At 64.6% G+C, this 25296-nt stretch carries 25 protein-coding genes and 1 pseudogene; 14 read left to right on the forward strand and 12 right to left on the reverse strand.

Annotation, left to right across the window (positions count from 1 at the left end; all coding sequences use genetic code 11):
* The 5 genes and pseudogenes from XH87_RS20955 to XH87_RS20975 form a co-directional block, all read left to right on the forward strand.
* Positions 1 to 104: pseudogene (locus XH87_RS20955) on the forward strand (chemotaxis protein CheW); the annotation flags it as partial.
* A gap of 71 nt (positions 105 to 175) precedes the next feature.
* Positions 176 to 541 carry a response regulator gene (locus XH87_RS20960; protein ID WP_007600538.1) on the forward strand — a complete coding sequence of 122 codons (366 nt, stop codon included), beginning with the start codon at positions 176 to 178 and terminating at the stop codon, positions 539 to 541.
* A gap of 74 nt (positions 542 to 615) precedes the next feature.
* Positions 616 to 1812 (forward strand): protein-glutamate methylesterase/protein-glutamine glutaminase, encoded by a 1197-nt coding sequence (locus tag XH87_RS20965; protein ID WP_035705341.1) that lies wholly within the window; start codon positions 616 to 618, stop codon positions 1810 to 1812.
* Positions 1809 to 2681 carry a CheR family methyltransferase gene (locus XH87_RS20970; RefSeq protein ID WP_271588712.1) on the forward strand — a complete coding sequence of 291 codons (873 nt, stop codon included), beginning with the start codon at positions 1809 to 1811 and terminating at the stop codon, positions 2679 to 2681. The genes XH87_RS20965 and XH87_RS20970 overlap by 4 nt, the downstream gene beginning before the upstream one ends.
* Before the next feature lie 266 nt (positions 2682 to 2947).
* Positions 2948 to 3418, forward strand: coding sequence for a hypothetical protein (locus tag XH87_RS20975; RefSeq protein ID WP_035705345.1), 471 nt, complete (start codon positions 2948 to 2950; stop codon positions 3416 to 3418).
* A gap of 57 nt (positions 3419 to 3475) precedes the next feature.
* Here XH87_RS20975 and XH87_RS20980 read toward each other — a convergent pair whose 3' ends face one another.
* The 4 genes from XH87_RS20980 to ctrA form a co-directional block, all read right to left on the reverse strand.
* A complete protein-coding gene (locus XH87_RS20980) occupies positions 3476 to 4636 on the reverse strand; it encodes a glutathionylspermidine synthase family protein (protein ID WP_271588713.1) in 1161 nt (386 codons plus the stop codon).
* Between the two features lie 3 nt (positions 4637 to 4639).
* The gene (locus tag XH87_RS20985; protein WP_271588714.1) at positions 4640 to 5026 is read right to left on the reverse strand and encodes a hypothetical protein; all 387 of its coding nucleotides are present in this window, start codon (positions 5024 to 5026) and stop codon (positions 4640 to 4642) included.
* Between the two features lies 1 nt (position 5027).
* Complete coding sequence (locus XH87_RS20990; protein ID WP_271588715.1) at positions 5028 to 5432, reverse strand: DUF350 domain-containing protein; 405 nt, start codon at positions 5430 to 5432, stop codon at positions 5028 to 5030.
* 163 nt (positions 5433 to 5595) lie between these two features.
* Positions 5596 to 6297, reverse strand: a complete 702-nt coding sequence (ctrA, locus tag XH87_RS20995) for a response regulator transcription factor CtrA (protein WP_016848562.1) — start codon at positions 6295 to 6297, stop codon at positions 5596 to 5598.
* A 432-nt stretch (positions 6298 to 6729) separates the two neighbouring features.
* On the opposite strand from ctrA, the gene fliI reads away from it, so the two are divergent.
* From fliI to XH87_RS21025, 6 genes are all read left to right on the forward strand, one after another.
* The gene (fliI, locus tag XH87_RS21000; protein ID WP_271588716.1) at positions 6730 to 8055 is read left to right on the forward strand and encodes a flagellar protein export ATPase FliI; all 1326 of its coding nucleotides are present in this window, start codon (positions 6730 to 6732) and stop codon (positions 8053 to 8055) included.
* 121 nt (positions 8056 to 8176) lie between these two features.
* Positions 8177 to 8596 carry a flagellar export protein FliJ gene (gene fliJ, locus XH87_RS21005; RefSeq protein WP_011084990.1) on the forward strand — a complete coding sequence of 140 codons (420 nt, stop codon included), beginning with the start codon at positions 8177 to 8179 and terminating at the stop codon, positions 8594 to 8596.
* A 269-nt stretch (positions 8597 to 8865) separates the two neighbouring features.
* On the forward strand, positions 8866 to 9411 hold the full coding sequence (locus XH87_RS21010) for a sigma-70 family RNA polymerase sigma factor (protein ID WP_271588717.1): 546 nt from the start codon (positions 8866 to 8868) through the stop codon (positions 9409 to 9411).
* A gap of 77 nt (positions 9412 to 9488) precedes the next feature.
* The gene (locus XH87_RS21015) at positions 9489 to 10532 is read left to right on the forward strand and encodes an anti-sigma factor domain-containing protein (RefSeq protein WP_271588718.1); all 1044 of its coding nucleotides are present in this window, start codon (positions 9489 to 9491) and stop codon (positions 10530 to 10532) included.
* A 228-nt stretch (positions 10533 to 10760) separates the two neighbouring features.
* Positions 10761 to 11720 carry a helix-turn-helix transcriptional regulator gene (locus tag XH87_RS21020; protein WP_271588719.1) on the forward strand — a complete coding sequence of 320 codons (960 nt, stop codon included), beginning with the start codon at positions 10761 to 10763 and terminating at the stop codon, positions 11718 to 11720.
* A 130-nt stretch (positions 11721 to 11850) separates the two neighbouring features.
* Positions 11851 to 13074, forward strand: a complete 1224-nt coding sequence (locus tag XH87_RS21025; protein WP_271589146.1) for an NAD(P)/FAD-dependent oxidoreductase — start codon at positions 11851 to 11853, stop codon at positions 13072 to 13074.
* A 548-nt stretch (positions 13075 to 13622) separates the two neighbouring features.
* Here the strand turns inward: XH87_RS21025 and XH87_RS21030 are convergent.
* Positions 13623 to 14477 (reverse strand): LysR family transcriptional regulator, encoded by an 855-nt coding sequence (locus tag XH87_RS21030; protein WP_271588720.1) that lies wholly within the window; start codon positions 14475 to 14477, stop codon positions 13623 to 13625.
* Positions 14478 to 14642: 165 nt separating this feature from the next.
* On the opposite strand from XH87_RS21030, the gene XH87_RS21035 reads away from it, so the two are divergent.
* The 3 genes from XH87_RS21035 to XH87_RS21045 all read left to right on the forward strand — a co-directional run bounded on the left by XH87_RS21035 (position 14643) and on the right by XH87_RS21045 (position 17002).
* Complete coding sequence (locus XH87_RS21035; RefSeq protein ID WP_333909191.1) at positions 14643 to 15476, forward strand: oxidoreductase; 834 nt, start codon at positions 14643 to 14645, stop codon at positions 15474 to 15476.
* A 41-nt stretch (positions 15477 to 15517) separates the two neighbouring features.
* Complete coding sequence (locus XH87_RS21040) at positions 15518 to 16366, forward strand: alpha/beta fold hydrolase (protein ID WP_271588722.1); 849 nt, start codon at positions 15518 to 15520, stop codon at positions 16364 to 16366.
* Positions 16367 to 16471: 105 nt separating this feature from the next.
* A complete protein-coding gene (locus tag XH87_RS21045) occupies positions 16472 to 17002 on the forward strand; it encodes a VOC family protein (RefSeq protein ID WP_271588723.1) in 531 nt (176 codons plus the stop codon).
* Between the two features lie 328 nt (positions 17003 to 17330).
* On the opposite strand, the gene XH87_RS21050 is transcribed toward XH87_RS21045, so the two are convergent.
* The 7 genes from XH87_RS21050 to XH87_RS21080 all read right to left on the reverse strand — a co-directional run bounded on the left by XH87_RS21050 (position 17331) and on the right by XH87_RS21080 (position 25294).
* Positions 17331 to 17462: a hypothetical protein gene (locus XH87_RS21050; protein ID WP_271588724.1), complete on the reverse strand. Its 132-nt coding sequence runs from the start codon at positions 17460 to 17462 to the stop codon at positions 17331 to 17333.
* 1265 nt (positions 17463 to 18727) lie between these two features.
* Entirely contained in the window at positions 18728 to 18928 is a 201-nt protein-coding gene (locus XH87_RS21055; RefSeq protein WP_035705366.1) for a hypothetical protein, read from the reverse strand.
* Positions 18929 to 19223: 295 nt separating this feature from the next.
* Positions 19224 to 21365 (reverse strand): flagellar biosynthesis protein FlhA, encoded by a 2142-nt coding sequence (gene flhA / locus XH87_RS21060; protein ID WP_035705368.1) that lies wholly within the window; start codon positions 21363 to 21365, stop codon positions 19224 to 19226.
* 330 nt (positions 21366 to 21695) lie between these two features.
* Positions 21696 to 22013 carry a copper-binding protein gene (locus tag XH87_RS21065; RefSeq protein WP_158668158.1) on the reverse strand — a complete coding sequence of 106 codons (318 nt, stop codon included), beginning with the start codon at positions 22011 to 22013 and terminating at the stop codon, positions 21696 to 21698.
* Positions 22010 to 22483: a cupredoxin domain-containing protein gene (locus tag XH87_RS21070; RefSeq protein ID WP_271589147.1), complete on the reverse strand. Its 474-nt coding sequence runs from the start codon at positions 22481 to 22483 to the stop codon at positions 22010 to 22012. Before XH87_RS21070 ends, XH87_RS21065 begins: the two co-directional genes overlap by 4 nt.
* 32 nt (positions 22484 to 22515) lie before the next feature.
* Positions 22516 to 23853 carry a copper oxidase gene (locus tag XH87_RS21075; RefSeq protein ID WP_271588725.1) on the reverse strand — a complete coding sequence of 446 codons (1338 nt, stop codon included), beginning with the start codon at positions 23851 to 23853 and terminating at the stop codon, positions 22516 to 22518.
* A 13-nt stretch (positions 23854 to 23866) separates the two neighbouring features.
* A complete protein-coding gene (locus tag XH87_RS21080) occupies positions 23867 to 25294 on the reverse strand; it encodes a TolC family protein (RefSeq protein ID WP_271588726.1) in 1428 nt (475 codons plus the stop codon).
* Between the last annotated feature and the right edge of the window lie 2 nt (positions 25295 to 25296).

The following is a 25296-nucleotide window of genomic DNA, read 5'->3' on the forward strand; positions in this document are numbered from 1 at the left end:
TGGCCAAGCTCGCCGGCGGCGTCCACCGCCTCGACGGACAGCTCATGGTCGTCCTCGACGTCGATCGCGTCCTCGAGCTCGCGCCCGAGATGATGGCGGCCTGATACAGCGGCATTGCCGCCGACGTGCCAGCAATTGGAAGTGCCCCCGCAAAGGGGAGGAAGCAGAGGTTCACATGCGCACTTGTCTCGTCGTCGACGATTCCAGCGTCATCCGCAAGGTTGCGCGCCGGATCCTGGAAGGTCTCGACTTCCAGATCCTCGAAGCCGAGGACGGTGAGAAGGCGCTGGAAGCCTGCAAGCGCGGCCTGCCCGATGCGGTGCTGCTCGACTGGAACATGCCCGTCATGGACGGCTACGAGTTCCTCGGCCATCTCAGGCGCATGCCCGGCGGCGACCAGCCCAAGGTGGTGTTCTGCACCACCGAGAACGACGTTGCGCATATTGCGCGCGCGCTGCATGCCGGCGCCAACGAGTACATCATGAAGCCCTTCGACAAGGACATCGTGACCGCGAAATTCCAGGAAGTCGGCCTTATCTGAGCGATCGCTCGGAGGCTGAACGATCCTTCGGCATCTGTTTTCAACTGTACCGTTTCAGTCTGAGTTGGTGAGTAATGAGTGTTGCGTTCGCAGGGAATTCGACCACGACGCCGTCGCGCGAAGCGGGGCCGCTGCGGGTGATGATCGTCGACGACTCCGTCGTCATCCGCGGTCTGATCTCGCGCTGGATCGGCGCCGAGCACGACATGGAGGTCGCAGCCTCGCTGCGCACCGGGCTCGAGGCGGTCAACCAGCTCGGGCGCATCAACCCTGACGTCGCCGTCCTCGACATCGAAATGCCCGAGCTCGACGGCCTTTCGGCGCTGCCGCAGCTGCTGGCGAAGAAGCGTGATCTCGTCATCATCATGGCTTCGACGCTGACCCGCCGCAACGCGGAGATCAGCTTCAAGGCGCTGTCGCTCGGCGCGGCCGATTACATTCCCAAGCCGGAATCGACGCGCGAGGCGTCGGCCGCGGACATTTTTCATCACGACCTGATCCAGAAGATCCGCCATCTCGGCGCGCGGCTGCGTCGCAAGTCCGCGGTTCTGAGCCCGCCGCTGGCGCCCGCGAGCCCGGCTCCGGCCGCGCGCGGTCCCGTCGCGCGGCCTGCCGCGCCCGCGCCCGCTCCGGCCATGCATGCCCCGTCGCCGGGATCGCCGTCGACGCGACCGTTCTCGACCCAGGCACCGAAGGTGCTGCTGATCGGCTCCTCGACCGGCGGCCCTCAGGCGCTGATGTCGCTCGTCACCGAACTCGGCCCGGTCATCGACCGCTTCCCGGTGCTGATCACCCAGCACATGCCGCCGACCTTCACCACCATCCTTGCCGAGCATCTGGCGCGTTCGAGCCGCCGGCCGGCGCGCGAGGCGGTCGACGGCGAGCCGGTGAAGCCGGGCCGGATCTACCTCGCGCCCGGCGGCAAGCATATGCGCGTCGTGCGCAGCGGCGCGGACGTCGCGATCGCGCTCGATGACGGGCCGGCCGTCAATTTCTGCAAGCCCGCGGTCGATCCGCTCTTCACCTCGGCCATCGACGTCTGGCATGGCGCCATCCTCTCCGTGATCCTGACGGGCATGGGCTCGGACGGCATGCGCGGCGGCAAGGACATCGTTGCTGCCGGCGGCAGCGTCATCGCGCAGGACGAAGCCTCCAGCGTGGTCTGGGGCATGCCGGGGGCGGCGGCCAATGCCGGCATCTGCGCGGCGATCCTGCCGCTCAACCAGATCGGCGCCAAGGTCAATCGCCTGTTCGCGGGAGACCGCTCGTGACGCCTGTTGACTACGACTATCTGCGCAAGTTCCTGAAAGAGCGCTCCGGCCTCGATCTCTCCGCCGACAAGCAATATCTGGTCGAGAGCCGGCTGCTGCCGCTCGCGCGCAAGGCAAGCCTTCCAGGCATCCCCGATCTCGTGCTGAAGATCAGGAACGGCGACGGCCGGCTCGCGACCGACGTGGTCGAGGCAATGACCACCAACGAGACCTTCTTCTACCGCGACAAGATCCCGTTCGATCATCTGCGCGACACCATCCTGCCGGGCTTGATCCGGGCACGCGCGGCGCGCAAGTCGCTTCGCATCTGGTCGGCGGCGTCCTCGACGGGGCAGGAGCCCTATTCGATCGCGATGTGCGTGAAGGAGATGGGGGCGGCGCTGGCCGGCTGGCGCATCGAGATCGTCGCCACCGACCTGTCGCAGGAGGTGCTGGAAAAGTCGAAGGCCGGCATCTACAGCCAGTTCGAGGTGCAGCGCGGCCTGCCGATCCAGCACCTGATGAAGTACTTCTCGCAGGTCGGCGAGCTCTGGCAGCTCAATGCCGACATTCGCGCCATGGTGCAGTTCCGCCAGCTCAATCTGTTGCAGGACTTCTCCCATCTCGGCACGTTCGACGTCATCTTCTGCCGCAACGTGCTGATCTATTTCGATCAGGACACCAAGGCGGTGATCTTCGAGCGGATGGCGAAGGCGATGGAGGCGGACGGCACGCTGCTGCTGGGTGCCGCCGAATCCGTCGTCGGCATCACCGATGTATTCCGCCCCATCACCGAGCGCCGTGGTCTCTATCAGCTCAATCCCGCTCGCTCCGGCCGCCCGATGGGCGGATTGATGCCGCAGCCGCTGAAGGTTGCCGCGGCAAGGTAAGTGTCGAACGGCGGGCAATCTGAGAGAGCGCCGTCGCTGCGAGCGATCGGCGACATCCGACGAGATGTTTCCCGTCATTGTGCGCGACGCTGCACGAGCATTTGAACGCTGGGAATTACTCCGCTACCGCACAATCGTGCTTGGGCCGCGATGCAGCGTGCCCGTGGCCCTGATCAACAGCTGAAGGTTGTGCTATGGTATCGACGATCCCGCCGAACCGAGGCGGGATTCCATTCCATCATGAACGAATTTGAGGAGGACATACCATGCGAATGTCTTGTGCCTCGTACTTCTTGTTGGTTGCGCTCTCGTTGCCGGCGACGGCTCGCGCCGGCGAGCAAGTGCTCGAATTCAAGCTCGTCACCAAGCCGGTGGACGTTAAGGTCACCGAGGTTGCGAACGTCGAAGGTCAGACGGTCATGTCCGGCAAAATGTTTGGCGTCGCCCTTTTCAAGGATGGCCGCATTGCCGTGAAGGATTTCGTCAACTCAAGTGATTTGCTCAAGGGCTCGGGGCCCATATTCGGCTACAGCACCTACACCTTCGATGATGGCTCCTCGATCACCGCGCGCTACACCGGTGCGGTCAAGGACGGCAAGGCAAAGGGTGAATATACGATTCTGTCGGGCACCGGAACGTATGCAAACGCGACGGGCACTGGCGGCTTCGAAAGTGTGAAAAGTGGGTTCAAGGGCGCCTTCCTGTACGATGGACGGTTCATCGTCAAGACACCCTGATCGGACATGAGAACCTTCGCGCTCGCGTGCCCTCACCGACGGACTCGCGAGCGCATCTTACAAGATCGCATGCGGCAGGAAGCGCGAGTGGTTGCCCGTGATCGGGCTCTCGTCCTCGCGGATCGAGAGGCCGCACGGCTCGTGATTCACCAGCCAGCTTCCCACGACCGGATAGAAGCCCGAGAAGTTCGGCAGCGGTGACAGCGCCTGCCGCACGAAACCTTCGGCGCCGTACGGGCCCGTCTGCTCGTCGAGCGGCATGCCACCCGATACGATCGTGACATTGGCGCCTTCGCGCGACAGCAGCGGCTTGCGGACATAGGACGTGCCGAGCTCGGCGGCGCGCGGATCGTCCTCGAAGAAGGCGGGCAGCAGATTGGGATGGCTCGGAGACATCTCCCAGAGCAGCGGCAGGATGCCCTTGTTGGAGAGCACCGCCTTCCACGGCGGCTCGATCCAGCGCGTCGGCGCATCCTTCAGCTTTGCGCCGAACGCGTCGTGGAACATCCATTCCCACGGGTAGAGCTTGAAGGCGAGCGCGATGTCGCGGTCGTCGAGATCGACGAAGCCGCCGGCCTGGTCGCGCCAGCCAATCGCCTCGATGTCGAGCAGCGTGGTCGACAGCCCGGCCTGGCGCGCGGTGTCTTCGAGATAGGCCAGCGTGCCGGCGTCTTCCTCATTGCCGGTGGTGCCGGCGAGATGAACATGACGGCTGGCCGCAACGTCCTTCCACGCCGCGACCAGCTTTTCGTGGATGGAGTTGAACTGATCGGCGCGAGCAGGGATGATGCGCCGCTCGATGGCCTGTTCGAGCCAGCTCCATTGAAACACCGCGGCCTCGAAGATCGAGGTCGGCGTATCCGCGTTGTATTCGAGCAGCTTTGCCGGCGACCTGCCGTCGAACTTCAGATCGAGCCGGCCATAGAGGCTGCGGTCGTCGCGCTCCCAGCTCTCGGCGATCAGGCTCCAGAACGCTTCGGGAATCTGCAAGCGCCGCAAGTGGCGCTCGTCGCCGATGACCCGGGCGGCAAGCTCCAGGCACATCGCCTCGATCTCGCCGGTCGGCATCTCGATGTCGTGCTCGATCTCGTTGAGCGTGAAGCCGTAATAGGCGCGCTCGTCCCAGTAGCGTTCGCCGTCGATGGTGTGGAAGCAAAAGCCGCATTGCGCTGCGGTCTCTCGCCAGTCGTCGCGCTCCAGACAGGTGATGCGCTGCATGGATCAGCCGCCGCCCGAGAAGCCGTGGCCGAACGAGCCGAAGCCGCCGCGGCTCACGCCATGGGAGCCCGAGACAGACGGCGCGGAATGGCTCGAGGAATCGCCGCTGAAGAAGCTCGATCGCGACGACCAGCGCGAGCTGCTGCCGCCGCTCGAGGAACCGCTTCTGCTGCTGCACGCCGTGCTCGCCTGCGCCGCGGCTTCCGTTCCAGGAGGAGGCGGCTCGCAATTCTGCCGCGGCATCAGCGTGTAGGCGGTGGTGCCGACCGCGAGCGTGCCCATCACCAGCAGCGCGACATGGCCGGAGCGCTTCACCGGCGGCCGCGGAGACGGCGGCTCGGCCGCCGGCTGGCGCTTGCCGAACTCCTTCCTGGAGGGCTTGCCGGCCATGTCAGTAGATCATGCTGGCGGCGTTGAGCAGCCCGGCAGCGAACGAGGACAGTCCGAGCCAGATCGCGGGTGCAAGCTCGCCGGAATCGATTCGCGCCGACAGGTTGGGTACCGGCACCCTGACCAGATAGAACACGATGATCTGCACGACCAGTGCGATCGTCGCCCAGATCAGGCAGTCCACCACATTGGCCGAATGCGCGATCGCGCTGACCAGCGGCGCGACGAAGCCGAGCAGGCTGAGCCCGAGCGCGATCGCCGCGGCCGGCTCGTTGTCGCGGATGAGCTGGAATTCGTTATGCGCCGTGATGCGGGTGTAGACGAGCAGATAGGCCACGATCGCGATCAAACCGGTGCAGAAATAGACCAGGAAGGCGGGCAGGCCGGCGAGTGATTGCAGGATCATCGTTCCCCCAGAGTTCGGCGACCATTCGTCGGCGGGGAAAGGATAGCGGTTCAAACGTTAAGCCAGGGATGAAGCGATGCCCCAAAAACAAAACCCCGCCATTTGCGGCGGGGTCCAGGCTGGGAGGAACGAGCCCTGTCGGGCTCGCGACGAAACCCAGGGATCAGGCGGGGATGCGCTCGTCGGCCTCGTGCGGCTCGCGCAGCACGTAGCCGCGGCCCCACACGGTCTCGATGAAGTTGCGCCCCTCGGAGGCGTTGGCCAGCTTCTTGCGGAGCTTGCAGATGAAGACGTCGATGATCTTCAGCTCCGGCTCGTCCATGCCGCCATAGAGGTGGTTGAGGAACATTTCCTTGGTGAGGGTCGTGCCCTTGCGGAGCGAGAGCAGCTCCAGCATCTGATATTCCTTGCCGGTCAGATGCACGCGCTGGCCGCCGACTTCCACCGTCTTGGTGTCGAGGTTGACGACGAGGTCGCCGGTCTGGATGACCGACTGGGCATGGCCCTTGGAGCGGCGCACGATCGCGTGGATGCGGGCCACCAGCTCGTCCTTGTGGAAGGGCTTGGTCATGTAGTCGTCGGCGCCGACGCCGAGACCCTTGACCTTGTCCTCGATGCCGGCGAGGCCGGAGAGGATCAGAATCGGTGTCTTGATCTTGGAGACCCGGAGCTGCTTGAGCACGTCGTAGCCGGACATGTCGGGCAGGTTGAGGTCGAGGAGAATAATGTCGTAATCGTATAGTTTACCGAGATCGACGCCTTCTTCCCCCAAATCGGTCGTGTAGACGTTGAAGCTCTCCGACTTCAGCATCAGCTCGATCGACTGCGCGACGGCGCTGTCATCTTCAATCAGCAAAACGCGCATGCCAGTTCCCCATAGTCGCCGCTCCTGGGCGTCAGGTCGGCCGCATTCGCGGCACTCAACAAAACGCCTTTGAACAACTGATTCGGATCCTGACGACAGATGGTTAACAAACTCTGATTCTGGAACGCAAGTCCTCCCGGTGCAATTTTTGTCGAATCGCCCTAAGGTCTTGCGCGCGAAGCAGCTTTCGTCACCCGGTTCCGTTCAAGCTCCACTTTAAGAGACGGGCCTAACCGACTCCCGTGACTCAGCCTTCTTCTGAAGGGAAGTCACGCTCAGTCACAAAGACAGTGACGCAATGATTAATGATGCGGGTAAACACGAAGTTAAGCGCCGTTCAGAAATATGGCGAAACTTAAGGCTTTCACCGTGAAGTCCCGGGGATCGAAGGTGACCGGCTCATGAAGGCCCTCACATGAAGGCGCGCTCCTGATGAAGGCTCTTGCCGAACAGATCGGCGACATCGACGGCGTCAATATCTATGGCCGCGTGGTCGGCGTGCGCGGCCTGATGGTCGAGGTGGCCGGTCCCATTCACGCCATGTCGGTCGGCGCGCGGCTCGTGATCGAGACCGGCGCCAACCGTTCCATCCCCTGCGAGGTGATCGGCTTCTCCGGCAACAATGCTGTCGTGATGCCGTTCGCCGGCCTCGACGGCGTGCGCCGCGGCTGCAAGGCGGTCATTGCCAATGCCGCCAATCAGGTGCGGCCGTCCGCAGCCTGGCTCGGCCGCGTCGTCAACGCGCTGGGCGAGCCGATCGACGGCAAGGGGCCGCTGCCGCAGGGGTCCTCGCCGATGCCGTTTCGCAACACGCCGCCGCCGGCGCATTCGCGCAAGCGCGTCGGCGCGCCGCTCGATCTCGGCGTGCGGGCGATGAACACCTTCCTCACCTGCTGCCGCGGCCAGCGCATGGGCATCTTCGCGGGCTCCGGCGTCGGCAAGTCGGTGCTGCTGTCGATGCTCGCGCGCAACGTCGATGCCGCGGTCAGCGTCATCGGGCTGATCGGCGAACGCGGCCGCGAGGTGCAGGAATTCCTGCAGGACGATCTCGGCGAGGAGGGCCTCGCGCGTTCGGTCGTGGTGGTCGCGACCTCCGACGAGCCCGCGCTGATGCGCCGCCAGGCCGCGTATCTGACGCTGGCGGTCGCCGAATATTTTCGCGACGAGGACAAGGACGTGCTGTGCCTGATGGACTCGGTGACGCGTTTCGCCATGGCCCAGCGCGAGATCGGCCTGTCCGCCGGCGAGCCGCCGACCGCCAAGGGTTACACGCCGACCGTCTTCACCGAGTTGCCGAAGCTCTTGGAGCGCGCCGGCCCGGGGCTGGGCGAGGGCGCCATCACCGCCATCTTCACGGTGCTGGTCGACGGCGACGATCACAACGAGCCGATTGCGGATGCCGTCCGCGGCATTCTGGACGGCCATATCGTGATGCAGCGCTCGATCGCCGAGCGCGGCCGCTATCCCGCGATCAACATCCTCAAATCCGTATCCCGGACCATGCCGAAATCGGCCGATCCGGAATTCTGGCCCGTGATCCAGCGGGCGCGGGCGGTGATGGCGACCTATGCCGACATGGAGGAGTTGATCCGGCTCGGCGCCTACCGGGCCGGCTCCAGCCCCGAGGTCGACGAGGCGATCCGCCTGCACGAGCCGCTGGAGGCCTTCCTGCGCCAGCGCAAGGACGAAAATGCATCCCTCGCGGACGGCTACCGCCAGTTGGCGCAAATCCTGGGCAATTTGGAAACGGAACGCTAACTTTGTCAGGTCATCATCCGTCCCCACAGAGTAGCAGAGCCGGTCTGGGTCTTTATCGGGCCCGCGGGGTGACCGGTATCGTCCCACGTGCAGCGGGGGGACTTCTGGGGAGTACGAGTCGATGAAGTCACGAGATACCCTCATTCGCCTGAAGAAGTTTCAGGTCGACGAGAAGCGCCGCCGGGTCACCCAGATCGAGACCATGATCGCCGATTTCCAGCGGATGTCGGTCGATCTCGAACGCGAGATCCAGACCGAGCAGGAGCGTGCCGGGATCAACGATCCCTCGCACTTCGCCTATCCGACCTACGCCAAGGCCGCGATCCAGCGCCGCGAAAACCTGACCCGTTCGGCCGACGAGCTCAAGGGCCAGCTCGACGAAGCCAAGGCCGCGCTGGCCGAGGCCTTCGAGGAACTGAAGAAGGTCGAGCTGCTCGACGAGCGCGACCAGGCCCGCGAACGCGCCGAGGAAAACGCCCGCGAGCAGGCCGACCTCGACAGCATCGGCCTGATGCGCGCCCGCATCGGCGCGGTCGCCTGAGCCGCCAGCAGCCAGACCACCTTGGAATTTGCCAGACCCGGACCCGCAAGGTCCGGGTCTTCGTATGTGCTGTCCACAGCGTGGCGCCGCGCCCCTTGGTGGGCGGCTTTGCCGCGCGCTATGGTGGTGGGTGGTTCACCTCGCCTCGCTTGCGGGGCGATCCGGGTGAGGGGGACTCTCGGCGAGTCCGCTGCAACCTCCCTTGTGGAGACTCCCCCTCACCCCGACCCTCTCCCCCTCGGGGAGAGGGAGGAAGATGAGGGGGCTGAATGCTGACGCCAGCAGAGCTGGTCGGGTTGATTGAGGCGGTGGCGAAGGGCGATCGGGCCGCGTTCGAGCGCCTCTACGCCGCCACGCGCGCGAAACTCTATGGCGTCGTGCTCCGTATCTTGCGACGACAGGATCTCGCAGAGGAGGTCATTCAGGAGACCTACGTCAGGATCTGGAACGGCGCCGCCCAGTTCAACCCGGCCCTGTCGTCGCCGATCACGTGGATGGCCTCGATCGCGCGCAACCGTGCGATCGACATCGTGCGCAAGAAGTCGGAAGTCTCCATCGAGGAAGAGCCTCAGGCGATGGAGGTTGCGGCCGAGAGTCCCGATCCGCTGGCGCGCCGCGAGATGACCGAGGAGCTGAAGCGGCTCCTGGAATGCATCGGCCGGCTCGAACCGGACCGCCAGAGGCTCGTGCTTCTCGCCTACTACAACGGCTGGAGCCGCGAGCAATTGGCGGAGAAATTCGCAGCGCCTGTCAACACGGTGAAGACGTGGCTCCGGCGCAGCATGTTGGATATCCGGGAGTGCCTCGGGCTTTAGAGGATGATGAGAGTGGCACGACCAGCGCGGCAACGACGGTCGACCTCTCCCCGCCGGGGAGAGGTTGAAGGAATGTGATGGCCTACACTGAGGACCATATCGCGCTCGCCGCGGAATACGCGCTCGGTACGCTCGACGCCGATGAGCGCGCGCAGGTCGAGGCCATGATGGCGGTGGACGAGGCGTTCGCCGGAATCGTGCAGGCCTGGTCCTTCCGGCTCGGCGCCCTCAACCAGATGGTCGGCTCGATCGAGCCGCGTCCGATCGTGTGGGAGAACATCAGGTCCGAGATCTCGCGCGCGGCCCTTGCGCAGGAGCCACCTGCGCTTGCCGAGGCTTCGCCGCCGCCTGTATCCTCGCCGGAGACTGTGGAGCCCTCGGCCGAAAACTCGCACCCGGCGGAGGTGCAGCATCCCGACGCCGGGCCACCGGAGACGTCGCGTCCCGAGCCGGACGCCATACCCGATATTGCGCCGCAATTCATCCCGCAGGTCCACGCTCCGGATCTCAACGTCGTCCGCGCACCGCAGGCGCCGGTCGTCGACGACGGCAATGTGATTCGTCTCGAGGGCCGGGTGAAGCGCTGGCGCTCCATCGCATCCGCCGCCGCCGCGCTCGCGGCCGCGCTGCTCGTGACGCTGTCGCTCCAGATCTTCCTGCCCGACGCGCTGCCGGGCAGCCTGCGTCCCGCGCCGCGCATCCAGACGGTCGAGGTGAAGACACCGGCCGCGCCGCTCGCCGCCTCCGCGCAATATGTCGCGCTGCTGCAGGGCCAGGGCGGCGGCCCCGCCTTCATCCTCACCATCGACGGCGCGACGCGGAATTTCACGGTGCGGAAGGTCGACGCGACGCCGGAGCCCGGCAAGAGTTTCGAGCTCTGGCTGATCTCGGACAAGCTGCCGCGCCCGCGCTCGCTCGGCGTGATCGGCAGCAGTGACTTCACCGCGCGCCCGCTGCTCGCCGGCTACGATGCGGACATCGTGAGCGGCGCGACCTACGCCGTCACCGTCGAGCAGGCCGGCGGCTCGCCCGATGGCCAGCCGACCTCCGCCCCGGTGTTTTCCGGCAAGCTGATCGAGACCGTGCCGCCGTCTCAGCCGCAGGCGCCCGCGAAGCAGTAGGTCCCGCGGCCCGAATGGGCGTAAGCGATATCGGGGACGATGTTCCCGCATGTCGCTCCGCTCATGCGGCCACGAAATTGTCGCCAGGGTCCATCCCCATCGTCGTATCCCGACAAGTTCTCCCGAATTCGCCCCCGATTTGAACCTCCCCGCAATTGGCGGCGTCAAATCCCCGGAATTTGCAGTCGGCGCCGCCGATCATGGTGCCGGAGAGGGGCTAGAAATCAGATGGATGCAGCGAGAACGCCGGGCATCTTCCTCCACCAATATGCCGGGCTGCCGCACGGCCCGGCGTTCGAGGATTGGCGCGAACGGGCCTTCGGTCCCTGCGGCCTCGATATCGGGCCGAGCCGCGGCGACAGCATCGATTGCCGCCTCCAGATCAGCGTGGTCGACAATATCGCGCTCGCCATTCCCGAGGGCGCCTCCGCGCAATATTCCCGCACGCAGAGTCACCTTGCCGACGGCAGCGATGACCTCGTCCTGATCGCGGCACATGCGGGGCTCGTCCGCGTCGGGCAGAACGGCCACACCGTCGAGCTCGCGCCCGCACAGATGGTGCTGGTCGACATGAGCGTGACCGGGACCGTCGGCCACACCGACGAGGACCGCTTCACCACCATTCGCATGCCGCGCCGCGCGCTGCTCGACATCAGTCCGCGTGCCGAGGAGAAGCTCTCGCAGGTGCTCTCGGACGGCGCGGTCGCCGAGACCATCTTCCGCTACCACGCGCTCGCCGCCAATCACGCGCCGCATCTCGACGCCGTCGGCCAGCGCCTGACCGCACAGCACATGGTCGATCTCGTCGGTCTCCTGCTCGGCACCGGCGCGGAGCATGCAAGCCTCGCGCGCGGTCGCGGGCAGGCGGCCGCCCGCCTCGATCTCATGCGCGCCGACGTGATGGCCGCGCTCGGCCGCAACGATCTCTGCCTGTCGGAAGTCGCGACGCGCTCGGGCTTGAGCCCGCGCCAGGCACAGCGCCTGTTCGAGCAGGCCGGCACCACGTTCACCGACTTCGTTCTGGAGCAGCGTCTGCTCCATGCGCGCAAGCTGCTCGGCGATCCCCGCGCCAGGGCGCGCAAGATCAGCGACATCGCGCATTCGTCCGGCTTCTCCGATCTGTCCTATTTCAATCGCGCCTTTCGCAAGCGCTTCGGCGCGACGCCGTCGGAACTGCGCGAGGCGTAAGCGGCACTTTGCGAATCCGCCGGCCATCGTTGCCGTCGCGGTTGGTCCGTCCGCCCGGATAGGCTATATGTCCCATGCGGGCAGGCTGCTCGATCGCCTGTCGCTTTCTTGGGAGATGCAGTCCACGGACATGGCGCGTATCGTCGTGCTCGGCGCCGGATTTGCGGGCCTGTGGGCGGCCATCGGTGCCGCGCGCAAGCGTGACGAGATCGGTGCGGACAGCGACATCGAGATTCGCCTCATCGACCGCAATCCCTATCACAACATCCGCGTGCGCAACTACGAGGCCGATCTCAGCGAGGTCGCGCTGCCGCTGCCGCAACTGCTCGACCCCATCGGCGTGAGCCACGGGATCGGCGAGGTCGAGACGATCGATCCGGCAAGGCGCGAGATCTCGCTGGTCACCAGTGGCGGCGAGGAGACGCTGGCCTACGACCGGCTGGTGCTGGCGCTCGGCAGCGAGGTGATGCGTCCCGACATTCCCGGCCTTGCGGGGCACGCGTTCGACGTCGACACCTACGCTGCGGCGCTTCACCTCGAGGACCATCTCGTCTCGCTCGGCCGCAGCGCGCCGTCGCCGGGGCGTTCGACCGTCGTGGTGGTCGGCGCCGGCTTCACCGGCATCGAGGTCGCAGCCGAAATGCCGGACAGGCTGACGCGCGCCGGCATCACCGGCAGCCGACGCGTCATCCTGGTCGATCCCAATCCGGCAGTCGGCGCGACCATCGGCGCGCATGCGCGTCCCGTCATCGAGACGGCGCTGGCCTCGCTCGATGTCGAGACGCGTCTCGGCGTGCGTGTCGCCTCCGTGGAAGCTGCCGGCATGCACCTGGGCTCGGGTGAGTTCATTCCGGCGCAAACGGTGATCTGGTGCGCCGGGATGCGTGCGAGCCAACTGGCCGGGAACTTTGCAAGCGCGCGCGATCGGCTGGGGCGGCTGCTGGTCGATCCCTTCATGCGCGTTGCGGATGTGCCGGGCGTGTTCGCGGCCGGCGATATCGCCTCCAGCGTGGTCGATGGGCTGCATCCAACCGTGATGTCCTGCCAGTTCGCGCGCCCCATGGGCCGCTTCGCCGGCCACAACGTGGTGGCCGATCTCGCAGGGATGCCGATGCTGCCGCTACGGATCGACTGGTACGTGACCGTGCTCGATCTCGGCGGTTGGGGCGCGCTTTACACCGAAGGCTGGGACCGCGAGGTGCGCGCCACCGGGGCGGCGGCGAAGGCGACCAAGCAGACCATCAACTGCAAGCGCATCTATCCGCCGCTCGGCGGCAGCAAGGATGAACTGTTCGCGGCGGCTGCGCCGACGGTGCAGGCACCGCCGCCGACTTACGGGACGCCGCGTCGTTGAGCCGGCTCGTGCGTCCATCAGCCGACCGAAACGATGAAACCTGGGCGACGGGCTCGCGCGGTCGAAATCGCCACGACCACGGCAGAAAACCCGCTGCAACAGCCTCGCGCAGATGAGCGTAAGTGTTCGGAAACAGAGCATCGTCAGACCTGTGGAGCTTGTAGCCGGCGGCCTGAGAGTGAGCTTGGGGCGAACAGCTCCAGCGGAGCGGCTGCCAGCCTTCGTCCGCTCCGAGGCCCCTTGGCCGACTTTGCCGCTTGCTGCCGAGAGGTCGGCAATTGTGCTCTCGCGCGTTTCTGCCTTTCAGGCTCTACGTGATGACGTCGGCTTGCGGGATGCTACGGACCAAGGAAGGATATGGACGCGGTGCCCGGATGTGACCCACGGCGGAAGTTCAGAGGATCACCTAACCTCAGCGGGATTAGCAAACACCGTTTCTCAGAAATTCAAGCAAATTGGGCACTGGACGGTCGAGGAGCGACCGGCCGAGACGACTGTAGCGACCTTGGTTTTTCTCCGGGAGCCTTGAGTCATTTCCAGGCCGCACATCAGGCGGTCGCGTTCACGAGATGGTCGGATACCGTCGAAATGAACGCGCGAAGACGCCCAAGACGCCGTAGGTCTCGGTGGTATCCCATCCAAATGTCTCGCGCTGGCGGCAGCGTCGGCAGGTCCAGTCTACGGATACCAGGGATCTGATTGCCGACCACGCGGGGCAGGACAGCGATGCCGACGCCTTCCCTGCACATACGCCCCTGGACGTTGCGGTTGTTCGATCGCAGGACCGGTCTTGCGTTGGGGAAACTCTCGATGAGCCACGCGATGTCGGGGAAGTGGGGCGTGGATGGCGTGATCAGCCGGAAACCAGCCCCATCGCCACATTTGGGATCAGCCGCCTCCTCCGCGATGTAGACGCCGTATTCGAGCCTGAAGAGCCGCCGCTGAATGACATCGGCAGTGTCGAACGGAACGGCACGAAAAGCGACTTCGGCCTCCCGCTGGGCGAGGCTGAATCGGCGCGTGCCAGTCAGGATTTCAACGTCGACATTGGGGTATGCGTTCGAGAAATCCGCCAGGATGGGAGGCAGGACATAGGCCCCGAACCAGTCCGTTGATGAAATGCGCAGATTGCCTTTGAGATTCTGCTCCTGCCCCGCAAGCCGGCGCTCCATGGCCAGCGCGCCTTCTTCCATTTGCTCGGCCAGCGCGATGATTCCGTGGCCCTCATCGGTCAGAACAAGACCGTCCGCTGTGCGCTGGAAGAGCGTGTGACCGATTGCCTGCTCGAGCGCGCGAAGGCGCCTGCCGACGGTCGGATGGCTTGTCCGAAGCGAACGCGCGGCACCGCCGAGCGTGCCGGATCGCACAACAGCGAGGAAAATCCTTACATCACTCCATTCCATCGCGCCCCCCCCCCCGCACAAAACTGAACGCCGAGAGCACAATTACATCACTTAACGAACAAATCTAGGCACCTAGATTCCCGCCATCGTCTGGAGCGCGTCCTTCTGGGGTTCTGCCACCCCATGAGGGCGGCTGCGTGGGTGAAACAACTCGGAGAAGAAGTTATGAAAACCTGGCTTATCACAGGCTGTTCGAGCGGCTTCGGCAAGCGGCTCGCGCTCGCTTCGGCACAGCGCGGCGATCGGGTAATAGCGACGGCCCGTAATGTCAGATCGATCGAGGCAATGGCTGAGCCTTTCGGCGGCCGCATGATCACCTTGCCACTCGACGTGACCGATGCAGCGGCAGCCAAGGCAGCGGTCGCGAAGGCGGTCGAGACATTTGGCGAGTTTGACGTGCTCGTGAACAATGCCGGCTACGCACTATTCGGCGCGATCGAGGAAGGCACGCCCGAAGAATATCGGCCGATGTTCGATGTAAACGTCTTCGGTCTGATCGAAACCACCAGAGCCGCGCTACCCGTCCTACGACGTTCGGGCGGAACGATCGTCAACATGTCGTCCGGTGCGGGTATCGAGGGCCGCGGCGGCGGGGGCTATTACCACGCCGCCAAATTTGCTGTGGAAGGAATTTCCGAAGCGCTCGTCGGCGAGCTGAAGCCGTTCGGAGTTCGCGTGCTGGTCGTCGAACCCGGGCCGTTTCGCACCGATTTCCTTGGCCGATCGATCATGATGGCGGCCAACGAGATGCCCGAATATGCCGCAAGCTCACGTAAGCACTATCGCGAAGCCAGCAACGGCAATCAGGCGGGCGATCCCGACAAGGCCATCGCAGTGATCCTGCAGGCGGTCGACGCCGAGGACGCCCCGCTCCATCTGCCGCTCGGCCCGGTCGCGCACGCGATCGCCGAGAGAAAGCTAGCGGCCTTCCGCAGCGACATCGACGCCTGGCGTGACATCACGATCGCCACCGATTTCGACCAGCCCTGGGCGCTGTAGACGCGCTCTGTCTGACACCTCCATCTGACTGGAAAGCGATCATGATCGCAGCATTGAACGGGTTTACCCAGCAGTTGGTGCCGGTGAACGGCATCAAGATCAACGCCGTGACGAGAGGCTCAGGCCCGCCGATCCTTCTGCTTCACGGCTGGCCGGAAACATGGTGGGAATGGCACCATGTGATGCCGCTGCTGGCCGAGCACTTCAGCGTGGTGGCTATCGATCTGCGCGGCGCGGGTTTTTCCGACTGCCCGCAGGGCGGCTATGACAAGGCGACGATGGCGCGCGATGCGCATGAAGTGATGCTTGCCCTTGGGCATGAACGCTATGCTGTGTGCGGTCATGACATCGGCGGAATGGTGGCGTTGCCCCAGGCGGCACTTTATCGAGAGGCTGTCACACATGTTGCTGTCCTCGACGTTCCACTTCCTGGCTGGACGCAATGGGAGTCGACGACGGCAAGGATCTGGCACTTCAGTTTTCACATGAACCGGGACCTACCCGAGCGCCTGATCCATGGCCGTGAATATGACTATGTTTCGACCTTCATGGCTGAGCGGTTCTACGATCACAGCACCTTCAATCCCGCGGACATCGAGATCTACGCGAAAGCGATGACCCTTCCTGGCCGCACGCGCGGGGGCATGGAATGGTATCGAGCCCTCGCGGCCGACCACGCCGCCGCGCTCGAGTATAAGAAGCAACCTCTCGCGATACCCGTGCTTGGCATGGGTGGCGACCAGCGCTTCGGTGCGCAGATGGTGCCGATGCTCAAGGAGTTTGCCACCAACGTGACGGGAGGCTCGATTGCGCGGTGCAGCCACTATGTCGCTGACGAGCGGCCGAATGAAGTCGCAGCCGCTCTGATCGATTTCCTCAAGGCCAATTGAAACTCTGCGCCCGCGCCGTCGTGGGCCGGGCGGATCACGACATTGCGGGCGAGTTGCGCCCGCACCCATCGCGTTCGATCAATCAAACGAGAAAGGAAGACTATCATGACCGCACCTTTCATTCGCGGCGTCAATCATATCGGCGTCACGGTGCCCGACATCGAAGCAGCCAAATCGTTCCTGGTGGAAGCTTTCGGGGGCCAGGTGATCTATCAGTCCTTCGGACCGCAGGACCCTCCGCGACAAGGGCCCGAATTCGAGCGGGCCACTGGTGCTTTTCCTGGAACGATCGTGCGGGCGCAGGCGATGGTCAAGATCGGAACCGGACCGGACATCGAGCTCTTCGAAATGCACGGCCCCGAACAAGCCCAGCCGGTTCGAGCCAGCGACTTCGGCATTACGCACTTCGGCGTCTACACTGACGACATCGACGCTTCGGTTGAGCGCTTCGAGAAGGCCGGTGGCACAGTCCTTACCGCGCCCCGCGCTATTCCCTACGCAACCGAAAAAGGACCCGGAAACAGGGTCTGCTATTGCCGCATGCCATGGGGCACGACGATTGAGTTCATCACCACGCCTGACCGCATGACCTACCACGATCAAACGAACCTGCGGCGGTGGCAAGACGAGGATTGAGAGGAGCGAGCAGCTACGGCTTTGACCAACGACATGCCGGATGCATGTCCCGGCTTGGCGCTGGGGGCCACCATGTACCTTTTCGAAATAGCGGTCCATCGGGGCCACTGTCTCATCCGGGATATGCGCCCGCCGGCGAAGCGGCGGAGCGACCGACATGACAATCGCGATCATAAACAGCGCCGCGCGCCAAGTTTGAAGATGGCGCAGGGTTCTATGAGTTTATAGTCAATCTTAACAAGTTAGAAGGTCGGCTTATGACAAGTGCAACGATGATAGTGACCTGCAGCGGCGGCACGTATTTCGATCGCGACTATTATGTCGATGTTCACCTGCCGTCGGCGCTCGCAAGGTGGCAGAAGCAGGCCTCGAAGATGCCGCCGCCTTCTTCCCGCGAGACGCCGATGCGGTAGATGTTTCCGTTGGAGTTTATCGATTTCGCGATGAGCCTGCTCTTCACGCTGCGCTTGCATCCGCCGAAACAGACGCAATTATGGACGACGTCCCCCGGTTTACTGACGCTAAGGTTTCCGGATAATTGGCGCCCCGCTCTAATTGCTTGCCGTTGTAATGCATGGGTGGTCACAATCAGTTTCGACAGGTTAGGATCACGCCTACTCGTCCGAGAGTGGTATAACGCTGTCGGCTGGATAGTGCCGCGCTCCTGCGCGCTTCCACTAATGTGCCCAAGCCGACCTGCAGGCGAATCGGCTTTTAAGTCGCCTTTCAAAAGCAAGGCGGACGTAGCTTTTATGGGTCCACTCCTAGCTCGTCGGCAAGCTGGAGCGCAGCACAATCCCGAGCCCCCGGGGATCAAGCTTCGCTCCATTCGAGTACGAGACCTTGCGTCGCCCGACGGGCAAAACACCCAAACGCTGGGTCAACGCGCGGCGACGAAAATATTCCACTTTACCGAAATTCGGAAACGGCGTATGTGTTGCGGCAACCCGGCCCAAGGAAGGGGCGTATCGCGATCGTCACGACACGCGGGCCGGGCTGCGGTGGACGCAGGTTACATCGGCGCGAAGGGCATCGCAGGGCGGGCAACCGTGAGCGAGAGTGTCGCGCATACGACCGGTGTGATCGACGTACGGCAAAATCGTGTGGTCCTGGCGCCCGGGGTCTGTGCGCCAAGTCTTGTGGTGGAACGTGTCGCCCGACCGGGCACGCGCATCAGTCATCTGCAAGGCGACGGGGGCAATAGTGCATCGCTCCCCGGGGAGAGCACGACATAAGCCGTCAAACCACTGCGCAGGGAAGGCCGGGATGTCCTGGCTACACCTGTATGCCGCTGTGCAGATTTCTTCACTGCAATTCGCACAGTGGACCTCGGGTGCCAGCCGGCTCCCGGTCTTCCCTGCACCCTTTCAATTGAGGGTGAAGCGGCCAGACAAAACTCGGGCGAGATTCAGCCGCGAGAGGGCGAAGGTGTGTCTGCGGGGTTGTAGGATGGGTAGAGCGAAGCGAAACCCATCACGCTTTGGTCTGCGTGGAAACATGATGGGTTTCGCAAGTGCTCTACCCGTCGAGATGCGATTTGCCGGAGCGACGCTGCTACCCACGCACCCGTCAGCTGCAATGACGGACCCCAGACATGAGAAAGCGCCCGTGGGGGGCGGGCGCTTTCTGTAGTCGACTTGGGGTTGGGGTCGTCTACATATCCACGTGGCGACTTTGGGGGGCTGGTAAAGGGCCGCGTGAATTCAAAAAACTCGTCAGATCTCCTCAGCGAACGAGGGATGCGTTCGAACTGGTGACAACGACCGGCTTGCCGGCCTTGATGACGCGGGCGGTCTGGGTCAGGCCATCGTCCGAACCCGTGCGTGCCGTGATGCCGAGGCCTGCCACCGCGATCCCTGCAACGAGGGCCACGACCACAATTTTCAGATGGGTCGAGCGATCTGCGCTGTAGATCGAGTGGTTCATGGAAGCCTCCTGCCGCCATCTACCCGAAGTAGTCGCCAGCCCGTTCAGGCAGGTTCATGCTTCCGGTGCCCAACAACCTAGTATTGGCGGGATTCGTTCCCAAGAGGCGATCACAAGAGCGTGACACGACGTGAAAGATCGCGATCAAGAGCGATCGTTTCTCGTGAAATTATATAATAATATCAAATAGATATTTGGTTGGTCGATCGCCTTGCCCGCATTTGGTCGACAAGGCGCCGGGAACTCAAAAAACCATTTGCCTGTGGCTGAAAAACATACGGCTTCTCAAGGCAAATCAGACGCTTCCGACCGTTTTCAATCTCGCCCTGGGGTGGATTTCAGCCTGCGACAGCACGGTGGTCTGGGCCCGGAACCGCTCCACCAGGGACCGCACGAAGGGACGAATTGCCGCAGAGGTGACCAGCACCGGCGCCTCGCCTTCGCGGGCGGCGCGCTCGAAGGCCTCGCGCACGGCGGTCATGAATTCCGACAGTTTCGAGGGCTGCATCGCGAGGCTGCGCTCCTCGCCCTGGCCGATGATGGACTCGGCAAAGGCCTGCTCCCACCGCGCCGACAGCGCGATCAGCGGCAGATAGCCGGCGTAGGAAGTGTTCTGCGCGCAGATCTGCCGCGCCAGGCGCGCCCGGACATGCTCGACCATGGTCGCGGGATTGCGCGAGAAGGCGAGCGAGTCGGCGATGCCTTCGAGGATGGTGGAGAGGTCGCGGATCGAGATGCGCTCGGCGAGCAGCAGTTGCAGCACGCGCTGGATGCCGGACACCGTGACCTGTCCCGGCACGATGTCCTTGACCAGCTCGCTCTGCTCCTTCGGCAGTTCCTTGAGCAGCTTCTGCACCTCGCCATAGGACAGCAGGTCCGACATGTTGGCCTTGAGCAGCTCGGTGAGGTGGGTCGAGAGCACGGTCGCGGCGTCGACGACGGTGTAGCCCTTGAGCGAGGCTTCCTCCTTGAGGCTGGCGTCGACCCAGGTCGCGGGCAGTCCGAAGGTCGGCTCGGTGGTGTGGATGCCGGGCACCTGCACCTGGCTGCCGCCGGGATCCATGACCATGAACTGATTCGGCCAGATCTTGCCGGTGCCGGCGTCGACCTCCTTGATCTTGATGATGTAGGTGTTGGCCTCGAGCTGGACGTTGTCGAGGATGCGCACCGCCGGCATCACGAAACCCATCTCGATCGCGAGCGAGCGGCGCAGCGCCTTGATCTGCTCGGTGAGGCGGTCGGTGCCGTCGGGCCCGTTGACGAGCGGCAGCAGGGCATAGCCGAGCTCGATCTTGAGATCGTCGATCTTGAGCGCGGCCGAGATCGGCTCTTCCGCCGCGGCAGCGCCGGGGGCGCCCGGGGCACCGGCGGCCGGCGCCGCCATCGCGGCTTCCGCGGCCTTGACGGCGGTCTTCTTGCGGTTGCGGGCGTTCCAGGCCAGCGCGCCGGCGCCGACGCCGAGCGCCAGGAAGGGGAGGGTCGGAATGCCCGGCAGCGCCGCCAGCACCAGCATCACCGCCGAGGACATCGCGAGCGCCTGCGGATAGCCGGAGAACTGCTTCATCAGCGCCTTGTCGGCGGCGCCGGACACGCCGGCCTTGGAGACCAGCAAGCCCGCGGCGGTCGAGACGATCAGCGCCGGCACCTGGGTGACGAGGCCGTCACCGACGGTCAGCAGCGTGTAGCTGCGCCCGGCGTCGGCGAAGGACATGCCCTGCTGCGCCACGCCGATGATCATGCCGCCGACGACGTTGATGAAGACGATCAGGAGGCCGGCGATGGCGTCGCCCCGGACGAACTTGGAGGCACCGTCCATGGCGCCGAAGAAGCCGCTCTCGTCCTCCAGCTCCTTGCGCCGCTCCTTGGCGACCTTCTCGTCGATCAGGCCGGCGGAGAGGTCAGCGTCGATCGCCATCTGCTTGCCGGGCATGGCGTCGAGGTGGAAGCGCGCGGCGACTTCGGCGATACGGCCCGAACCCTTGGTGATGACGACGAAGTTGACGATGATGAGGATGGCGAAGACGATGATGCCGATGACGAAATTGCCGCCCATCACGAAGCTGCCGAAGGCCTCGATGACGTGACCGGCGGCGGCGGTGCCCTCGTGCCCGTGCGACAGGATCAGGCGGGTCGAGGCCATGTTGAGCGACAGGCGCAGCATGGTCGAGATCAGGAGGATGGTCGGGAAGGCCGAGAACTCCAATGGCGCCTGGATGAACAGCGAGGTCATCAGGATCAGGATCGACAGCGTGATCGAGATCGCCAGAAACAGGTCCAGCACGATCGCGGGCAGGGGAAGGATCAGCACCACCAGGATGGTGAGGATGCCGAGCGCCAGCGCGATGTCGCCGCGCTTGAGGATGGTGACGATCTCGTTGAGGGAGGGGATGCCGGGCTTGGCGCTGCCTACGCCCTGTCCCGCGGTGACGTCGACCATGGTAGCTGCCTCCCCGCGGGACTGCCGTCCGCGCGCCCCAAACGTCTGCGCGGCGGCCGATGGGCCGCCGTTCCGAAAGTGAGGCACCGCACTGGCGTCCACGGGGCTCTCCCGTTCTACGCGGCCGACGACACTCGACTTCACCCGGCAATTTTTGCCCGGTGTATGGTTAGCAAAGAGTTAACGGGGGGGGCAGAGGGCGGGGCGAGAGTATTTCGGGGCCTTTCCAGGCGTTGTTCCGGGGCGGCTCGCAGAGCCGAACCCGGGACCTCGAGATTCCGGGTTCGATGCTGCGCATCGCCCCGGAATGACCGTGGGGGAGGAAGGTCCCTACTTCGCCTTCTCCATCTTCGTCACCGTGTATCCCGACGCCGCCTCCTCGGCCTCGAAGGTCACCTTGTCGCCGACCTTCACCTGCTTGAGCATCGCGGGGTCCTTGACGCGGTAGACCATGGTCATGGGCTCCTCCATGCCGAGGCTCTTCGCAGGTCCATGCTTGAGCGTGATCTTGCCGGCGCCCTCGTCGATCTTCTTGACCTCGCCGCTGATCGCGGCAGCCCCGGCCGCCAGGGCTGCGGTGCTGACGGCTCCGGAGGCAACGCTGAGCGTCAGCGCCAGCGCAGCAGTGATACGGATGATGCGGTTCATGGCAGTCTCCTTCGTTGCTTCACGGTGACGTGGCCGACCATGCCGTAGTCGCGGTGGTCGGGGATGAGGCAGGAAAATTCGAATGTGCCGGCCTTGCTGAATTTCCAGAGGATCTCGGCCGTCTTGTTCGGGGCGAGGCGCACGCCGTTGGGATCGTCGTGCTCCATGTGCGGATGCTTCTTCATCTCCACCGCATGCGCGAGATTCTCCTTGGTGGTGGCGAGCAGGAATTCGTGGTCCTCCTTGCCGACATTGCGCAGCACGAAGCGGACCTGCTCGCCGCGTTTGACCTCGATCCTCGCGGGTGTGTAGTCCATCTCGCTCATCAGAATCTCGATGGTGCGTGCGGGCTTGTTGGGATCGCCGGGCTCGCCCGCCGAAAAGGTCCCGTGCCCGTGCTTGTCGTGGGCAAAGGCCGGTGCGATCGAAAGCGCGGCCAGCGCGAGGCCGAGCTTGAAGGTGGTCTTCATCGTGGTCTCCAGTTGGTGGTTCATCGAAACGCTCACATCTTCATGTTCTTCATCGGCGGGCTTCCGGATTTCTGCCGGGCTGGCTCTGCGGCCGGCGCCGTCACCTCGTAGGCGACGGTGCCTTGCGGGAATTTGTACGGGCCGGGATCGCGGTAGTCGTCGCGCGCGAGGTCCTCGCGAATCTTCATCACCGTGAACATGCCGCCCATCTCGATCGGCCCGAACTGGCCGCTGCCGGTCATCATCGGCAGTGTGTTGTCGGGCGCGGGCATCTCCATGTTGCCCATCGCCATGCCGGTCGAGCCCATGGCCATGCCGTCAGGCGCGAGCCTGCCGACGGCCTTGGCGAGATCCTTGCGCGACACGCCGATCAGGTTGCGCACGTCGTGTCCCATCGCGTTCATGGTGTGGTGCGACTTGTGGCAGTGGAACGCCCAGTCGCCGGGATTGTCGGCGAGCACGTCGAACACCCTGACAGCGCCGACCGGCACGTCGGTGGTCGTCTCGGGGATCTGCGCGCTCTCCGGGACCCAGCCGCCGTCGGTGCAGGTGACCGCAAAGCTGTGGCCGTGCAGGTGGATCGGATGATTGGTCATGCTGAGATTGCCGATGCGCACGCGCACCCTGTCGCCGAGCCTGACCGGAAGCGGATCGATGCCGGGAAATACCCGCGCATTCCAGGTCCACATGTTGAAGTCGGTCATCTCGTTGACATGCGGCAGATAAGTGCCTGGGTCGACGCGATAGGTGCTCATCACGAAGACGAAGTCGCGGTCGACGGGACGGAAACTCAGATCGCGCGGATGCACGACGACCATGCCCATCATGCCCATCGCCATCTGCACCATCTCGTCGGAATGCGGGTGGTACATGAACGTCCCGCTCTTCCTCATCTCGAACTCGTAGACGAAGGTCTTTCCCGGCTGGATGTGCGGCTGGGTCAGCCCGCCGACGCCGTCCATGCCGCTCGGGATGATCATGCCGTGCCAGTGCACGGTGGTGTATTCGGGCAGTTTGTTGGTGACGAAGACGCGGACCTTGTCGCCCTCGACGGCCTCGATGGTCGGCCCCGGCGATTGCCCGTTATAGCCCCACAGATTCACCTTCATGCCTTCGGCGAATTCGCGCACCACGGGCTCGGCGACGAGATGGAATTCCTTCCAGTCGCCGTTCATGCGGAACGGCAGCGACCAGCCGTTCAGCGTGACCACGGGGCGATAGTCCGGGCCGCTGATCGGATGCAGCGGCGGCTGCATCACCACCTTGTCCATGGTTGGCGCTTCCGGAATGGCAGCGGCCTGCACCCGGCCGCTGATGGCCGACGCGCCGGCAAGCGCGGCAGTCCCCAGGAATCCTCGGCGGGAAAACATCTCGGCCTCCATCTCAGTGGCCGCCGCCATCGGCAGGTGCTGCCGCGGCGACGGTGGTTGGATTGTCGCTCCCGGCCGCAGGCGAGCCGCCGCCATTGACGGCGGTCTGCAAATCGGCCTGGGCAAGGAAGAACCTCTGCCGCGCGTCGATCGCGCCGCGCAGCGAGGCGAGGCGCTGCCGCGCCTCGGTGAGCAGCGCGAAGATGTCGACCTGCATGCTGGAGAAGCGCAGCTGCATCTCCTCGGTGATGATTTTTCGCAAGGGAATGATCTCGCGTTGGTAATGGCCGGCGATGTCGTAGGTGGAGCGATAGGCGCGATAAGCATCCCGCGCCTCGGAGCGAACATTCACGGCGCGCTCGGTCAGGCGGTTGAAGGCGAGGTTGTAGGTCTCGGCGGCCTGCCGCACGCGCACCTCGCCGCCGTCGAAGATCGGAATCTGCAACTGCACGTCGAAGCCGCGTTCGCGGAACGGCGGCCCTTCGGGATCCTGGGTGCGGCGGGAGATGCCGGCGAGATCGAGCAGTGTCACGAAGCGCGTCGCCTCGGTGAGATTCAGGGCCTTCGCCAGCGCCGCCAGCTCCAGCCGTGCGATCTGCAGGTCGATGCGATGGGCCACGGCATCGGCCTCGATCGAGGGCAATGCTTGCGGCCGACGCGGCAGCGGCGGCAGTCGATCAGGGAGACGGAAGTCGAGACCGTCATCCCACAGCCCCATCAGGCGCGCGAGCCTTTCGCGGTCGCTCGTTGCCGACTGCCGCGCAGTCGCGAGGTCGGCGGTGGTCTCGGCGTAGAACACCTGTTCGCGGGCCTGGTCGAGCTTGTTGAGCGAGCCGGTTTCGCCGAGCTTGACCGCCAGCTGCGCGGTCGATTCCGCCGTCGCCTTCGCGTCGGTCAGCAGCACCACCATCTCGTTGCCGGCAACGGTGCGGACATAGGCGCGGCGGACGTCGGCCGCGAGCCGCAACGTCGCCAGGGCAGCGCGCAGCTGCGCTCCGCGGAAGCGGTCGCGGGCGATGTCGGAGCGGAACGGCAGGGTGGCCAGCGCGAGGATGTCGCCGACCACCTGGCGCTCGATCTCGCTGGCGCCATTGCCTGAGATCCGCGAGATCGTGAACACGGGGTTGGGCGGCAGGCTCTGCTCGACGAGGTCGGTCTCGGCCAGCGCCAGCTCGTTATAGGCGGCCTGCAGTCCCTTGTTGTTGAGCAGCGCGATCTGCACGGCGGCATCCGCGCTCAGCGTCCGCGACAACAGCTGGCGAACGCGCGTGTCGACTGCGCTGGCGCCCTCCGCCGTTCGCACGAAGGCGACGTCCTTGTTGATGGTCTGGCTTGTCAGGTCCGAGACTGCGGTCATCCCGCCGTCGGGCAAGAACGCGGCGCAGCCGGAAACGCTGAGTGCGGTCAGGACGAGCAGGCCCCGCGCAAGATGGCGTGTCATGG

The organism is Bradyrhizobium sp. CCBAU 53415, assembly GCF_028128735.1.
In the GTDB taxonomy this organism is placed as follows: Bacteria; Pseudomonadota; Alphaproteobacteria; order Rhizobiales; family Xanthobacteraceae; genus Bradyrhizobium.